Source organism: Acetivibrio clariflavus DSM 19732, from assembly GCF_000237085.1.
Taxonomy (GTDB): domain Bacteria; phylum Bacillota; class Clostridia; order Acetivibrionales; family Acetivibrionaceae; genus Acetivibrio; species Acetivibrio clariflavus.
This window is the reverse complement of sequence record NC_016627.1, coordinates 2,433,009-2,448,298: the sequence shown is the minus strand read 5'-3', so window position 1 is coordinate 2,448,298 and position 15,290 is coordinate 2,433,009. Positions and strand designations below refer to the sequence as shown.

17 protein-coding genes are annotated in these 15,290 nt (G+C 36.5%); 16 read left to right on the top strand and 1 reads right to left on the bottom strand.

All coding sequences use genetic code 11. From position 1 onward, the window contains the following. Positions 1–120 precede the first annotated feature (120 nt). The 14 genes from CLOCL_RS21595 to panD all read left to right on the top strand — a co-directional run bounded on the left by CLOCL_RS21595 (position 121) and on the right by panD (position 12,874). Positions 121–285, top strand: coding sequence for a YezD family protein (locus tag CLOCL_RS21595; protein WP_014255310.1), 165 nt, complete (start codon positions 121–123; stop codon positions 283–285). Positions 286–309: 24 nt separating this feature from the next. Then, positions 310–1,083: an ABC transporter permease gene (locus tag CLOCL_RS10400; protein WP_014255309.1), complete on the top strand. Its 774-nt coding sequence runs from the start codon at positions 310–312 to the stop codon at positions 1,081–1,083. A gap of 26 nt (positions 1,084–1,109) precedes the next feature. Then, positions 1,110–1,901 carry an ABC transporter permease gene (locus CLOCL_RS10395; protein ID WP_014255308.1) on the top strand — a complete coding sequence of 264 codons (792 nt, stop codon included), beginning with the start codon at positions 1,110–1,112 and terminating at the stop codon, positions 1,899–1,901. A gap of 228 nt (positions 1,902–2,129) precedes the next feature. Continuing rightward, on the top strand, positions 2,130–3,380 hold the full coding sequence (gene dgt / locus CLOCL_RS10390) for a dGTP triphosphohydrolase (protein WP_014255307.1): 1,251 nt from the start codon (positions 2,130–2,132) through the stop codon (positions 3,378–3,380). Positions 3,381–3,740: 360 nt separating this feature from the next. Then, on the top strand, positions 3,741–4,214 hold the full coding sequence (gene lspA / locus CLOCL_RS10385; protein ID WP_014255306.1) for a signal peptidase II: 474 nt from the start codon (positions 3,741–3,743) through the stop codon (positions 4,212–4,214). Positions 4,215–4,231: 17 nt separating this feature from the next. Next, entirely contained in the window at positions 4,232–5,167 is a 936-nt protein-coding gene (locus CLOCL_RS10380) for an RluA family pseudouridine synthase (RefSeq protein ID WP_014255305.1), read from the top strand. A gap of 163 nt (positions 5,168–5,330) precedes the next feature. Then, the gene (gene scfA / locus CLOCL_RS21590) at positions 5,331–5,471 is read left to right on the top strand and encodes a six-cysteine ranthipeptide SCIFF (protein WP_014255304.1); all 141 of its coding nucleotides are present in this window, start codon (positions 5,331–5,333) and stop codon (positions 5,469–5,471) included. A 201-nt stretch (positions 5,472–5,672) separates the two neighbouring features. After that, positions 5,673–7,019: a thioether cross-link-forming SCIFF peptide maturase gene (gene scfB / locus CLOCL_RS10375; protein ID WP_014255303.1), complete on the top strand. Its 1,347-nt coding sequence runs from the start codon at positions 5,673–5,675 to the stop codon at positions 7,017–7,019. Positions 7,020–7,162: 143 nt separating this feature from the next. Continuing rightward, positions 7,163–7,828 (top strand): HD domain-containing protein, encoded by a 666-nt coding sequence (locus CLOCL_RS10370; RefSeq protein WP_014255302.1) that lies wholly within the window; start codon positions 7,163–7,165, stop codon positions 7,826–7,828. A 105-nt stretch (positions 7,829–7,933) separates the two neighbouring features. Continuing rightward, positions 7,934–9,268, top strand: a complete 1,335-nt coding sequence (gene secD / locus CLOCL_RS10365) for a protein translocase subunit SecD (protein ID WP_014255301.1) — start codon at positions 7,934–7,936, stop codon at positions 9,266–9,268. Beyond that, the gene (gene secF, locus CLOCL_RS10360) at positions 9,261–10,205 is read left to right on the top strand and encodes a protein translocase subunit SecF (protein WP_014255300.1); all 945 of its coding nucleotides are present in this window, start codon (positions 9,261–9,263) and stop codon (positions 10,203–10,205) included. Before secD ends, secF begins: the two co-directional genes overlap by 8 nt. A gap of 472 nt (positions 10,206–10,677) precedes the next feature. After that, the gene (gene panB / locus CLOCL_RS10355; RefSeq protein WP_014255299.1) at positions 10,678–11,523 is read left to right on the top strand and encodes a 3-methyl-2-oxobutanoate hydroxymethyltransferase; all 846 of its coding nucleotides are present in this window, start codon (positions 10,678–10,680) and stop codon (positions 11,521–11,523) included. A gap of 110 nt (positions 11,524–11,633) precedes the next feature. Next, positions 11,634–12,479: a pantoate--beta-alanine ligase gene (gene panC, locus CLOCL_RS10350; protein ID WP_014255298.1), complete on the top strand. Its 846-nt coding sequence runs from the start codon at positions 11,634–11,636 to the stop codon at positions 12,477–12,479. Between the two features lie 2 nt (positions 12,480–12,481). Continuing rightward, positions 12,482–12,874 carry an aspartate 1-decarboxylase gene (panD, locus tag CLOCL_RS10345; protein WP_014255297.1) on the top strand — a complete coding sequence of 131 codons (393 nt, stop codon included), beginning with the start codon at positions 12,482–12,484 and terminating at the stop codon, positions 12,872–12,874. Between the two features lie 105 nt (positions 12,875–12,979). Here the strand turns inward: panD and CLOCL_RS10340 are convergent, their stop codons facing one another. Continuing rightward, complete coding sequence (locus CLOCL_RS10340) at positions 12,980–13,261, bottom strand: hypothetical protein (RefSeq protein ID WP_014255296.1); 282 nt, start codon at positions 13,259–13,261, stop codon at positions 12,980–12,982. A gap of 335 nt (positions 13,262–13,596) precedes the next feature. On the opposite strand from CLOCL_RS10340, the gene CLOCL_RS10335 reads away from it, so the two are divergent. Both CLOCL_RS10335 and CLOCL_RS10330 read left to right on the top strand, forming a co-directional pair. Beyond that, on the top strand, positions 13,597–14,631 hold the full coding sequence (locus CLOCL_RS10335; RefSeq protein ID WP_014255295.1) for an HD-GYP domain-containing protein: 1,035 nt from the start codon (positions 13,597–13,599) through the stop codon (positions 14,629–14,631). Positions 14,632–14,825: 194 nt separating this feature from the next. Then, positions 14,826–15,131, top strand: coding sequence for a DUF6514 family protein (locus CLOCL_RS10330; protein WP_014255294.1), 306 nt, complete (start codon positions 14,826–14,828; stop codon positions 15,129–15,131). Positions 15,132–15,290: the final 159 nt, after the last annotated feature.

Below are 15,290 nucleotides of genomic sequence, written 5' to 3'. Positions count from 1 at the left end.
ATATTCATTCAGGATATGACCTTTTTTGTTCTACTTTTTTAAACGAAGTAAAAGATAGAAAAACGAAGGGGATGGATACCCCTAAGTTTACTTAAATATATTTAAAATGGAGGGATAAGTATGTCGGAAAAGTTAATTGAAATTGACAAAAAACCTATTTCGGATGTGCAGTTTAAAAGGCTGGTCGAACTGCTCAACAGTATAAGCTATGGGTCGGTAACATTGATAATTCAGGAAGGAAAGATTGTTCAAATGGAGAAGAATGAAAAATTCAGACTTAGATAATTATAAAGCGGCGGTGATGAATTGATGAAATACAAGCTAAACAGGTTGAACAAAAAGCTGGTTGGCTTTTACGGTTTTGCTGTGATTCTGATTTTCTGGCAGTTGGCACCGGTATTTAACTTAATAGATACCCAGTTTATATCTACACCTTCAATGATAATAGAGGCTGCTGCAAGAATTCCTGTTGAATTGCTAATACATATATCCACCAGTGTTCAAAGAGTTTTGCTTGGCTATTTTGCTGCCATACTGACCGCAGTTCCATTAGGAATTCTTTTGGGCGGCTGGTTTCCAAGAGCAAATAAATTTTTAAATCCTTTGTTCCAGCTTTTTGGACAGATAAATGCCTTTTCGCTTTTTCCCCTTTTTATTCTGTTTTTTGGAACAAAAGAACTGTCCAAGTTTTTCATAATTTACTGGTCCTGCATATGGCCAATACTTTCTATGACAACCTTGGGAGTCAAAAATGTAGACCCATTGCTTATAAAAAGTGCAAAATCAATAGGAGCTAACAAATTCATAATTTTTAAAGATGTGATTTTACCGGGTGCCGCCAGACCTATTTTTTCCGGACTGAGTGTTGGAGCATCAAGAGGCTTTTTGATGATTATAGCAGCTGAGATGTTGGGTTCAAGTGCAGGTTTGGGATGGTTTATAAACAATTCCAGTCAGAATAACATTGTACCCAGAATTTATCTGGGAGCAGTTACAATAGCAATATTGAGCTATCTGTTCAATTACTTAATAAAAAACATTGAAAGCTGTATTATAACTTGGAAAGAGGAGGCAAGTATATAAAAAAATAAGTGGTCAGGAGTGGGATTATGACTGACAGTAAAAAGAGTATTTTTGAAAAGATAAAGGATAAATTTTTGGATAGTCTTTCTGTCATATTGTTTTTCACTGTATGGGAACTAGGTCCCAGACTTGGTTTTTTAAAAAGCACCTTTGTATCTCCACCGTCGGAAATTTTTTTGTACTATATAAAACTTATTACTGAAGGAAACCTGATTTCTCATGTGGGAATAAGCCTTTTCAGATCTGTTATTGGATTTGTCCTTGCCATTATTATAGGCATTCCCTTGGGATTCCTTCTCGGAGGCTGGTTTAAAACCTTTGAAAAGCTTGTTGAGCCGGTTTTGAAGTTTTTAGGTCAATTTAACCCTTTTTCTCTTTTTCCGATTTTTATACTTATTTTGGGGATAGGTGAGGCTTCAAAAATAGCAATGATTTTTTGGGTATGCTTGTGGCCTGTAATTTTTAATACCACTACAGGGGTTAAAGAGTTGGATCCTTTACTGATTAAAGCAGGGAGAGCAATGGGGTTGGGAAAGTTTAAGATGCTTATAAAAATTGTTTTACCTGGAGCGACACCTTATATATTAAACGGTTTCAAATTGGCATCATCAACTGCATTTTTCATGCTGATTGCGGCTGAAATGATGGGCGCAAGCAGAGGATTGGGATGGCTTGTGTGGAATGCGCAGGTAAATTATCAAATTCCAAAGTTATATGCCGGTACAGTTTTGATTTCGGTATTAGGACTGACAATTGACAGGTTATTTAAGCGATGGGAGAAGCGAATACTGGTCTGGAAGCAGCATGCAGCAAGCTGAAATCAAAAAAATGGTTTATGCAATGAGTAAATATTGAATACCTTTTTAGATAAAACTTCGGTTGAAATTGATTTGCTTTGTGTGTATTATAGTAATTGAAACTGATTACTGAAATACACCAAAGTATTTTATTTTTCCAAAGTGGGTATTTTATCTTAGTGAAATAGAAATTGTGATTGTAATTCTCATATCATTTATAATATAAAAAAATACCGGGAGATTAAGGCTATGATTGATAAATTCTTTCCGATCAGGTATAAAGATGATATAGAAGCTGCATATGCCACAATTTTAGCACCCTATGCTACTGCTTTTCCTGCTCCCGATAGCAGAGATTACGAAGAAAAACTTCAAAGTGATGACCTAAGAAGTTCATTTCAGAGAGACAGAGACAGAATAATTCATTCCAAAGCTTTCAGAAGGCTAATGTATAAAACCCAGGTCTTTGTAAACCATGAAGGTGACCACTTTCGAACAAGACTGACTCATTCCCTTGAAGTATCTCAATTTGCCAGGGGAATAGCAAAATCTTTGGCTTTGAATGAAGACTTAGCTGAAGCTATTGCATTAGGACATGACTTAGGACATACTCCCTTTGGACATGCTGTTGAGAGTTATTTTGATGAACAGTTGAAAGCCAGAGGTATGGGAAGATTTTATCATAATGAACAAAGTGTTCGAATTGTTGATTTGTTGGAGAGCAGAAACTCTACAGATTATAGGGGACTTAATTTGACGAAGGAAGTTCGGGAAGGAATTCTGAAACATAATGAAGAACGCAGCGGTGTATACACCAATCTGGATCCCTATCTTCCATGCAGCAATCTGGAAGGTCAAGTGGTTAATATAGTGGATACTATTGCCTATGTATGCCATGACTTTGAAGATGGAGTAAAGTCAGGATTACTCTATAAAAACATACAAAATAATCCTGATATTAAAGAGGCTTTCCTTGAACTTAAAGAAATGATCAGTGAAAAAACAAAGGGAGATATTTGTCTCCATTGTGATTTGTATACCGATACTTATTTTATAAGAAAGCTGATACATTATTTTATTTTAAATCTTACAAAGGATAGTCATGAAAATATTATTAAACTCAAAGTATCGTCCCTTGATGATGTAAAGAGACTGGCAGAGCAGAAAAAATCCGTTATTGGATTTAATGAAGAAACAAAAAAAGTTTTTGACGAGTTTAAAAAGTTTGTATATAAAAATATTTATGATACTCAGACCATAGTTATTATGGATACTAAAGCGGTAAGTGTTGTAAGTGAAATGTTTGAAGCATTGATTAAAAATCCGAAGTTATTACCGCCGGAATGGCTGTATAAATATAATCATATTGAAAACGATGATAATTATAAAGGTTATAAGAATAATGAAATAAGAGTGATCTGCGATTATTTGTCGTGTATGACAGACCGCTATGCTTTGGAAGAATATGAAAGACTGTTTGATGCCAGAGTTAAGTTATAGAGTAATAAATTTTGAAAATTAAATTACATTTATGTTTTAAATCCGCTTTCAAAATTGGGTATATTGAAATATAATGCAATTACACATAAAACTAATGTATAATTGGATATTGGCCATATCCTATTTTTTTTGCCTATATCACTGAAAAATTATCTAAACCTGGCACTAAGGAAATTTTATGTGGGGAAAAATATTGTGTAGAAAACTAAAGGATGCTATTGATGAGGCAGAAAGGAATACTTAATTTTAGCCTGCAACGGATTGACACCGTCGGGAAATACCTTAATGCTTTACAATCATTTATAAAGTATATATAATTTTATCTGTTACGGATAAAAATGTCGAAAGGTAAGGGTAGTTATGATTTGGGTAGTAATTATTTTGGCGATAATAGGACTGGATCAGTTTACAAAGTATTTGGTCATGAATAACATCGCCTTTGGCGAGAAAATACCGGTGATTGACGGTTTTTTTTATCTGGCCCATTGGAAAAACACCGGTGCTGCATGGGGAATTCTGGAAGGATGGAGATTTTTTTTAATTCCGGTTACAATAATTGTGTCGATTATTTTAGCCCATTACCTTGTAAAGTCGGATAACAAAATTTTTAAGTTATCCCTGTCAATGATATTGGGCGGGGCAATCGGAAACTTGATAGATCGTGCTTTTAGAAACGGTGGGGTTGTTGACTTTTTGGATTTCCATTTTTGGTCATACAATTTTCCTACTTTTAATGTTGCCGATTGCTTTATTGTGATTGGTACTCTGTGTTTATCCTACTATATTTTGTTTGTTATGAAGGATGAAAAAAATATTGAAAACAATGAGTTATAAATGACGGAAAGTTAGGTATGGATATGAGTGAAATAAGAAAAGCGGAAGAAATAAAGCTTATATCGGAAGAAAACGGAACAAGAATTGATGCATGGCTGTCAAAAATGCTTGATAAATACTCTCGCTCATACATACAGAAGTTGATTAATGACGGACTGGTTCTGGTAAACGGAACTGCGGTTAAATCAAATTACAAGGTCAGGATGAAGGATGATATAACCGTACAGATTCCTGAACCGGAGGTACTGGACATTGTCCCGGAGGATATTGATGTCCCGATATTGTATGAGGATGAGCATATTATAGTGGTTGATAAGCCTAAAGGAATGGTGGTGCATCCGGCGGCAGGCAACTATTCCGGAACTTTGGTAAATGCATTGATGAAACACTGTGGGGATAATTTGTCCAGTATAAACGGTGTAATAAGGCCCGGTATAGTTCACAGGATAGACAAGGATACATCGGGAGTATTGGTGGTTGCAAAGAGTAATGAAGCCCATGAAAAGCTTTCAATGATGCTGAAGGAACACGATATAAACAGGGTTTATATTGCTTTAGTCCATGGCATTATTCGGGAGGAAGCGGGAAAAATTGATGCACCTATAGGAAGGCATCCTGTGGACAGAAAGAAAATGGCGGTGAATACAAAAAACGGCCGAAGAGCCGTTACCCACTTTAAAGTGCTGGAAAGATTTAAAGATGCCACAATGCTGGAAGTTAAGCTGGAGACAGGCAGAACCCACCAAATCAGGGTTCATATGTCCTATATAGGCTATCCCATTATAGGCGATACCGTTTACGGAAGGAAAAAGGACAAGTATAACATAGAGGGACAGGCTCTTCATGCCAAACTCCTGGGGTTTGTTCATCCTATCACCAATGAATATATGGAGTTTGAATCGGAACTTCCCGAGTACTTTGTAAAGCTACTGGAGGAATTGAGAAGAAATTAAGATTATGCCGGCAGTATTTAGCCGGCTTTAAAAATTAGAGCAAAATATATGGTTATGGATGGGAATAAAGATTAACATTACAGGATTGAGAATATTTGTCTTTCCAAGACGTATTTTATGTGCTATAATATGGCCTGTAAATTTATCAATGGAGGGAAACAGAATGAAACATATCAAAACTATAAACGGCTCAACTTTAAAAGACAGCTTGAAAAAAGGCGGATGCGGCGAATGCCAGACTTCATGCCAATCAGCTTGCAAAACTTCATGCACAGTTGCAAATCAGAGCTGTGAGAAAAACTAATGCAGTGCTTTAGTATTTCTGTCTACATTAATATTAGCTATAACTGAAAGTGAAAGGAAGGCTAAACCTTTCACTTTTTGATTACAGCGGAAAATGTGTTTATTTTTTTGCAGTAATATTTTTATTTATCGTTTTTACACTGAATTTTTCCGTGGGGCCGAATGCCCCAATATTTATTCCTAAAAGCGGGGAGATTGATTTATGATTCATAAATTTTCGCTATACGGCACAAACATTGTTGTGGATGTGAACAGTGGTGCTGTGCACATTTTCGATGATGTTGCCTATGATGTGTTGGACTACTATGAAAACAATACGCCCGAAGAAATAGTCGGACTGCTTTCGGGAAAGTATAAGAGGGAAGAGATTGTTGAAGCCATTAAGGATATTGACAGTCTTAAGGCGGAAGGGCTGCTTTATTCCCAGGATGTCTATGAAGAGACAATTGCCTTATGGGATAAAAAGCCGGTAATAAAAGCACTTTGCCTTCATATAAGCCATGACTGCAATTTAAGATGCAAATATTGTTTTGCCTCAACAGGGGATTTCGGCGGTCAGAGAATGATGATGACGGCAGAGGTGGGCAAAAAAGCCATAGACTTTATTATTAAAGAATCGGGCAATAGGAGAAATCTTGAAATTGACTTTTTTGGCGGAGAGCCTTTGATGAATTTTGAAACGGTAAGAGAGATTGTAGACTACGCAAGGGCAAAAGAGAAAGAGTTTAACAAGAACTTCAGATTCACGTTGACAACCAATGCCCTGCTGCTGGATGAAGACATAAAGAATTATCTGAATGAAAATATGCAAAATGTGGTTCTCAGTATTGACGGGCGCAAAGAAGTAAATGATAAAATGAGGTTTAGAGTCGACGGTACCGGCTGTTATGATGATATACTGCCTAAAATAAAAGATATGGCAGAGTCCCGCGGGCAGGACAATTATTATGTGAGGGGAACCTTTACCAGAGAAAACCTTGATTTTTCCAAAGATGTACTGCATCTGGCCGATGAAGGTTTCAAGCAAATATCGGTAGAGCCGGTGGTTGCTGGAAAGGATTCGGGATACGACTTAAGAGAAGAGGATTTGCCAGTGCTGTTTGAAGAATATGAAAAACTGGCCCTTGAATTGGTAAAACGTAAAAAGGAAGGCAGAGGATTTAATTTCTTTCACTTTATGATTGATCTTTCTCAGGGCCCATGTATTGCGAAAAGGCTTAGAGGCTGCGGTTCAGGCCATGAATATGTTGCGATAACTCCCGAGGGAGATATATATCCCTGCCATCAGTTTGTCGGAAATGCCGAATTTAAAATGGGAAATGTGGTGGAAGGCAAACTGAACACCGAGATACAGGAACATTTTAAAGGTTCGAATGTTTATACAAAGGAAGAATGCAGCAAATGCTGGGCAAAATTTTACTGCAGCGGAGGATGTGCAGCTAATTCCTACCAATTTCACAATGACATCAATATACCTTATAAAGTGGGCTGCGAGCTTGAAAAGAAAAGACTGGAATGTGCTCTTTGGATAAAGTCCCAAGGTATATAGTAATACTTAATGTGTAAAAATATTTACAATAAGTATATGTAAATATATGATCATGATGAGCGTAGAAACTTAAATTTTCCATACAGAGTTTTTTTGCAAAAGGGCGGATAAGATGGTATGCGTTTTTTGAGAGGGGTGGCTGTGTGGGCAAAATCACATTGGAAGATTTAAAGAAGAATGAAGAGATCTCCACTCTTTTTGAAACAGCGGACAAGCAGCTTGCTGCGATGGGGTATACCGAACATTCCTTCAGACATGTGACCCTGGTGGCTAATGCCGCAGGAAATATACTGAAGACTTTGGGGTATGAGGAACGTGAAGTGGAACTGGCTAAAATGGCCGGTTATCTTCATGATATCGGGAATGCTGTAAATAGAGTGGATCATGCCCATTATGGTGCTATTCTGGCATATCAGATATTAACGAAAATGGGCATGGAAATTAAAGAAGCCGCAGAAATAATGCTGGCAATAGGCCATCATGACGAAGGCAGCGGCGGTGCAGTGAGTCCTATTTCAGCGGCTGTGATTCTTGCAGATAAATCCGATGTTCACAGGACAAGGGTTAGAAATAACGATATTACTACCTTTGATATACATGACAGGGTGAATTATGCCGTTGAAAGTTCAAAAATATATGTGGACAAGGAGAAAAAAATTGCGGTTCTTGAACTGCACATCGACACAAATATCTGTCCTGTAATGGATTATTTTGAGATTTTTTTGGTTAGAATGACGATGAACAGAAGAGCAGCAGAGTTTTTAGGGCTGAAGTTTCAGTTGATTATTAACGGTACCCATTTACTTTAGCAATAACCTAAAATTAACACTCATGCTAGTTTGATTATTGACGAGCATATTTTATAGTTATATAATATCTTCATGTGGACAAGATTAAAAGGGGGAATTTTACAGATGAAAGGCAACTACGGAATTAAGTCCCTTTTTCTGATTTTGATTATAGGTTTATTAACTTATATATCAATAGCGGGACTTGTAATTCAGGGAACAAATATCGACATACCGAAAGTGTCGGAAAATATCAGATACGGTATTGACATCCGGGGAGGTGTCAGAGCAGTTTTGACGGCACCAGCTGACGTAAATCCAACTGATGAACAGATGGAAGCGGCAAAACAGGTAGTTGAAAATAGATTGGACTTTCAAAAGGTTTACGACAGAACAGTATTACTTGAAAAGAACAATAAGAGAATCATCGTAGAAATACCCTGGAGACAGGATGAAAAAGAATTTGATCCCAATAAAGCGATAAATGAGTTGGGTATGACAGCTCAGCTTACCTTTAGGGAAGTGGACAAGGAAAAAGTGGATGAAAACGGCAATTATTTGCCTTTGGACGACAAAATAATACTAAAAGGTGACGATGTGGTAAAAGCTGCACCGGAAACAAACCCAAACACCGGAAAGATATATGTTGCTTTGAAATTGAGTTCCGAGGGAGCAAAAAAGTTTGAGGAAGCTACAGGACGTCTGGTGGGAGAGCCTTTAGCCATATTCATGGACGAACAGCTGATTTCTGCACCCACTGTTAGAGAAAAGATTAGTGGAGACAGTGCTGTTATAGAAATTAGCAATGCTGATCCTAATGCTGCAATCAAGGAGGCTACTGAGCTTGCCAATACAATCAATGCCGGTGCGTTGCCGTTTAAGCTTGAGGCAGTTCAGATTGAATCCATCAGTCCGACTCTGGGTAAAAGTGCTCTTGATGTTATTTTAAGGGCTGGATTGATAGCAGGTATCCTTGTTATATTGTTTATGTTATTGTACTATAGATTGCCTGGAATTATAGCTGATATAGCTCTTATATTCCAGATTGTTACTCAGGTTTTGATTATATCATCGGTGGGAATGTCCCTTACCCTGGCAGGTATTGCCGGTATCATACTCACAATAGGTATGGGTGTTGACGCAAACGTTATTATATACGAGAGAATAAAAGAAGAAATAAGATCAGGCAAGACGGTTAAGGCTGCTATTGATGCAGGATTTGACAGGGCTTTTGCGGCAATATTTGACGGTAATATTACCACATTGATTGTAGCAGTAGTGCTCTATTTCTTGGGTTCCGGTCCTATACAGTCCTTTGCCTTTACATTGGGCTTGGGTGTATTGTTGAACTTTATTACTGCTATAGTTATATCGAGAACCTTCCTGCGGGCAGTATCCAGCTATAAAATTACAAAGAGCCGTTGGTTGTACGGTGTGAGGGGAGGCAACAGCAATGTTTGATTTTGTAGGTAACAGAAAATATTTCTTCGGTTTTTCAGCATTGATTTTAATTGCGTGTATAATAGCGCTTATATATCATCAAGGTATGAACCTTGACATACAGTTTCAGGGAGGTACTATCCTTGAGTTTCAAATGGAGAATCCTAACGTTGATTTAAATAAGGCTATTAATGTTGCACAGCAAGCTTCGGGAAAAATTGCAAATGCACAAACTTCATATTCTTTGGATACAACCAATGAAAGAGTTGACTTGCTGGTTTTAAACATTGCTTCTAAGCTTTCCGATGAAGAGTATGAGAAAGTTGTTGCTGCAATAGAAGAGAATTTTGAAGTAAAAGAGGGTACAAAGCCTACACCTAGGATAGTTGACCCAGCCATGGGTAAGGAGATGGCTACTAAAAGTATTTTGGCCATTGTAATTGCTGCTGCATTAATGGTTGTATATGTATGGGTAAGATTTAAGGTTATGGGAGGTCTTCTGGCAGGACTGGCTTCGGTAGTTGCATTGCTGCATGACGTTATGGTAATGATAGCTCTGTATGCAATATTCCGGCTTCCTGTGAACGAATCGTTCATTGCAGCTGTTTTGACAATAGTAGGTTATTCAATCAACGATACTATTGTTATATTCGACAGAATAAGAGAAAACAGTACTCTGCTAAGAAAAGAAAGTCTTGCAACTATTGCGAACAAGAGTATATCACAATCCCTTAGCCGTACAATAAATACAGCATTAACTACTATTGCATGTATTTTGACAGTGTATATATTTGCTGCTTATTATAATATTGAATCGATTAAGCTCTTTGTACTGCCGCTTTTGGTAGGTCTTATAAGCGGAACATACTCTACAATATTTATTGCAAGTCCTGTATGGGTAATATTGAAGGAGCGCCAGGCGAAGAAGCAGGCAGCTTCCAAACCTGCTAAGGCTTAATGGAGGAAGGTAATAAAACTCGGGAACATTTAAGTTCCCGGGTTTTAATTATGTTTGGTACGATAATTTCAGAGGTTTTATTGCTGTAATCTCTTAAAGAATAAATATTGATTTTTTTTTTATTTTGTGTTAGTATTTTTTCACAAGCTGACGGTATCGAATGTGAACCGTACGGCCTTTGAATTAATTGAACAATTTATTGAAAGAACTGCTTTGATCCGATTTGGACAAGGACAGATTGGCATAAGCTTTAATATATTTTTGTTGATAGATTAAAGTCAGTTCTTATTGAACTGACTTTTTTAATATAAGGTTTTAGTGAAATTATTTGGTTATAGATTTTTTAATAGAAAAATTTAATGATTTTTGGAGATAATTTTAAAGAAAAGACGGAATATTTTCGGTTATGAATTATTCAAAGAACAATAACGGGATGCAAACAGAGCATTAAATGCTAAGGAGTGTTGATAAGATGAGTGAAAAGATTACAGTTTCAAATTTTCGTGAAAGCAAAAGAACCGGCAGAAAGATTACCATGCTTACGGCTTATGATTATCCTACGGCTAAAATAATAGACCAGTCGGGAATTGATGCAATTCTTGTGGGCGATTCGCTGGGTATGGTGGTTTTGGGATATGAAGATACCACAAGGGTAACCATGGAGGATATGGTTCATCACACAAAGGCTGTTGTCAGAGGTGCAAAAAGGGCAATGGTTGTGGCTGATATGCCTTTTTTATCCTATCACATGGGTATATATGAAAGTGTGAGGAATGCCGGAAGGCTGGTTAATGAAGCCGGATGCAAGGCAATTAAGCTTGAGGGCGGAGAAGAGGTTGTAGAAGATATAAAAGCAATAATTCGTGCCGGGATACCGGTTATGGGACACTTAGGCTATACACCCCAGTCTATAAACGTATTTGGAGGACATAAGGCTCAGGGTAAAACCTTTGAAACTGCAAAAAAGATATACAGAGATGCCTTGCTGCTTCAGGAAGCCGGTGTTTTTGCCATAGTATTGGAATGTGTTCCCTACAAGCTTGCCCAATTCATAACCGAGAAGCTTGAAGTACCTACAATAGGTATAGGCTCGGGTGCTATGTGTGACGGACAGGTACTTGTAATTCACGATATTATCGGAATGTTTAGAGACTTTATTCCAAGGCATACAAAGAGATACTCCGACGTGGGTGAAGTTTTGGAAAATTCGGTTAAGAGTTATATAAAGGATGTTACAGAAGGTGTCTTTCCTACAGAGAAGAACTCCTTTACCGTTGAGGATGAGGTAATTGAAGCTTTGGAAAAAATTAAACTTTAAGAGGAATATCTATAAGACTTTGAAACAAGTGTTTAGAGTATATTATTGCACTTATAAAAATAAAACTATAATATCTGTTTTGTAATAATTAGGAAAAGAAGGGATAATATATGAAATTGGTTAATAAAATCAGCGACTTGAAAATAATAATAAAATCAAATAAATCTATGGGAAAGACCATTGGATTTGTTCCCACCATGGGCTATTTACATGAAGGCCATTTGTCACTGGCAAGAAGGTCAGTTCAGGAGAATGACTTTACGGTAATGAGTATATTTGTAAATCCTACTCAGTTTGGGCCTAATGAGGACTTTGAAAGATATCCCCGCGATTTGGAAAGGGATTTGGCTATGGCGGAATCGGTGGGAGTTGATGTTGTTTTTGCACCGTCGGTGGAAGAAATGTATCCTGACGGCTACAAGACTTATGTGAATGTGGAGGATATAACCGGAGTGCTTTGTGGGCGTTCAAGACCAGGCCATTTCAGGGGAGTTACTACGGTTGTCAATAAGTTATTCAATATTGTTGAGCCTGATAAGGCATATTTCGGACAAAAGGATGCGCAGCAGGTTGTTGTCGTAAAAAAGATGGTTAGAGATCTCAATATGAATCTTGAAGTGGTAGCATGTCCAATAGTCCGGGAACCGGACGGCTTGGCTATGAGTTCAAGAAATACTTATTTGAGCAGTGAAGAGAGAAAAGCTGCCCTTATACTGTCGAAGTCTCTGTTTGAAGCTGAAGAACTTATTAAACAGGGTGAAAGAAGCGGCAAAAAGATAGCGGAATATATTGAGGGCAGAATTAAGACTGAAAAACTTGCGGAAATTGACTATGTTGAAGTGGTTAGTGCCGACAGCCTTGAAAAATTGGAAGAGCTTAAGGGAAATGTATTGATAGCTCTGGCTGTAAAGTTCGGCAAAACGAGACTTATCGATAATGTAATAGTGGAGGTGTAAACATGTTTGTGCATTTAATGAAATCGAAAATCCACAGGGCGGTAGTAACAGAGGCAAATTTAAATTATGTAGGAAGTATAACCATTGATGAGGATTTAATGGATGCTGCCGATATAATGAAAAATGAAAAGGTACAAGTGGTTAACAACAATAACGGAAATAGATTTGAAACCTACGTAATTCCGGGAAAAAGAGGGAGCGGTGTGATCTGTTTGAATGGTGCCGCAGCAAGGCTTGTGCACCCTGGAGATATAGTAATTATTATTTCTTACGGCCTGTTCGAAAAAAATGAGGCAAAAAACTTTAATCCCAAAATAGTTTTTGTGGATGAAAACAATAAAATAGTGGAGATAAAGGGTGAGGAAGAGCACGGGGAGATATATGACCCAAAATAATAATGGTCTGTAAAGTTACAGTTAAAAACTTTCAGACCATAAGGAACTGTCTGTTGGGCTGCTTGTCTGTAAAAACAGGATATTTTAAAAAGTCAGGCAGCTATATTATTTTACAAAATAGTCTATAACAAGTCCACCGATAATAAATTCTGCCATAAGTACAATGCTGTTTTTTATTATCATGGTTGCAACAAATTTGGTATAGCTGTTATAGTCAAGAACTGTCTGATTAAGTATCAATACTGATATACCTAATGAAAGTAATATAAGTGCGGCAAAAGTACCGTATTTTATTAATGCCATGGAAAAACTATTGATTTTTCTAAATTCTTCAAAAATTTTCATGATTTTATCATAGGCAATCTTTTTTATCTTGTTGGTTTGCATGGTTTAACCCCCTTTAATAATTCAACCCACCTAATAATTAATAATTGAAACAAATTCTATACTTTCTAAAGTCTGTAATTGAGTCTTATAAAGTTATATCCTGTGCCGTTTCAAAACAAAAATAGCGATGCTGTAAAGAGCAGCGCTTTTATAGAAGATACCATAAAAACTGTTTGTTTTCAATGCAAAAACATTACCAGTTATGCTTTTTAATGTTTATAACAGAGGGATGTTAATTTTTTTATACATTTAAATTAAAAGCAGGATTTAATCGATATTTGTTGTATATTTTATTATATTAGTTTCTAATACTTATAAAAATCAAAGGTGAAAATATGGAAAAAGTATTTGTTTATTCTTCTGATTTAGTTCCCGGTATGAAGATAGCGGAGACAATTCTAAATGACTACGGTGCAATAGTGGTATCTGAAGGGACAGTTCTTGATGATAATCTTATAGGTAAGCTGAAAAATTTAGGTATTTACCGCCTGCAGATTTTTGACAGAGAATTTATAAAAGTCGAAACCAAGGATGTTTTTCAGAAGAAGTATAATGAAAATGTAAAAAAGGTTAAAGAATTGATTTGGGATATTTCCATCGGAAACGGATTTAACTCTGCCAAAGTGAATGAAGTAGTTGACTCTGTGCTGGAGAAAGCAGATGAAAGAAGTGATATTGTAAACTGCCTGAATCAAATCAGAAGTGCTGATGAATATACATACAGCCACAGTGTCAATGTGTCGCTTATTTCCTTGCTTATTGGCAGGTGGATGAAACTAAACGATGAAAAATTGAGATTACTGGTACAGGCAGGTTTGCTGCATGATATAGGTAAAACAAAGGTACCTTTTGATATCTTGAACAAACCGGGAAAATTGACCGATGAAGAATTTGAGGAAATGAAAAAACATACTGTTTATGGATATAGAATTTTAGAAAGTGTCCCTTTAATAGACAGAGATGTTTTGGCAGCAGTATTGATGCACCATGAAAGAGAAGATGGTTCAGGATATCCTACCGGATTAACCGGTGAAAAAATACATTTGATTACAAAAATAGTTTCTGTGGCTGATATTTTCGATGCCATGACTTCCAACAGAGTATATAAAGGAAAGGAAACCCCCTTTGATGTATTTAAATATATGGAGGAAGATTCAATAGGAAAATTAAGTCCTGTTGTGGTGAACGTATTGCTGAACAATATGGCCAACTATTATATTGGAGATAAGGTAAGACTTAATGGCGGAGAGACAGGAGAAATTGTATATATAAATCCCAGGAGTGTGTCCAAGCCTATAATTAAAGTAGGAAACAGATATATAGATATGATGGTTGAGAAAGATGTTAAAATACAAGAAATTATTTCGTAAGTAAAAATGGACAAAAAATAACATTATATGACATAATACAGGTTTTATTGTGTAGAAAATTAAAATAAAAAAGAAAAATAAGTTGCAATATTGCTGATGGTGGAAAATTTTATCTAAAACTTATTGTATACAAAATTTTGGTATTATTGTATAATGTATGTTAGAATGATGGGGTATGGGGGTGGACATGCTTGTTGAGCAAATATTTGCAAAGCAAAGTGGAGGTTGAATTAAAGGAAGGAGATTCGGTAAACGGTAAGATGCAACTGGAGTACTATCTTATCGAGAGTGATTATAGCCAGAGTTATGGTTGTGCAGGAGACAAAGTTTATGGAATTGAAATTGTAAAGAAAGATAACGAGTACTATGCCGAAAGTGAAATTATTCGAAACTTGTCCAACAGTAAGGAGGATACAAAAGGAATACTGAGTCTGTTGGCCAGGAATACGGTAACACCAGTCGGGTTACCAAGTGTTTTAGATGACCTTATGGCTTTATAGAAAATATCGTTAAAAAAGAGCTTTTACAGCTCTTTTTTTTTGCTTTTTTTGTTACAATTACCTAAATATTCACAATACAAAAAGACATTTCCTTATCTAATAAAAGGATTTTCAAAGGAAATAGAGAATAGTATAATATAACAATGTATATCCTTTGAA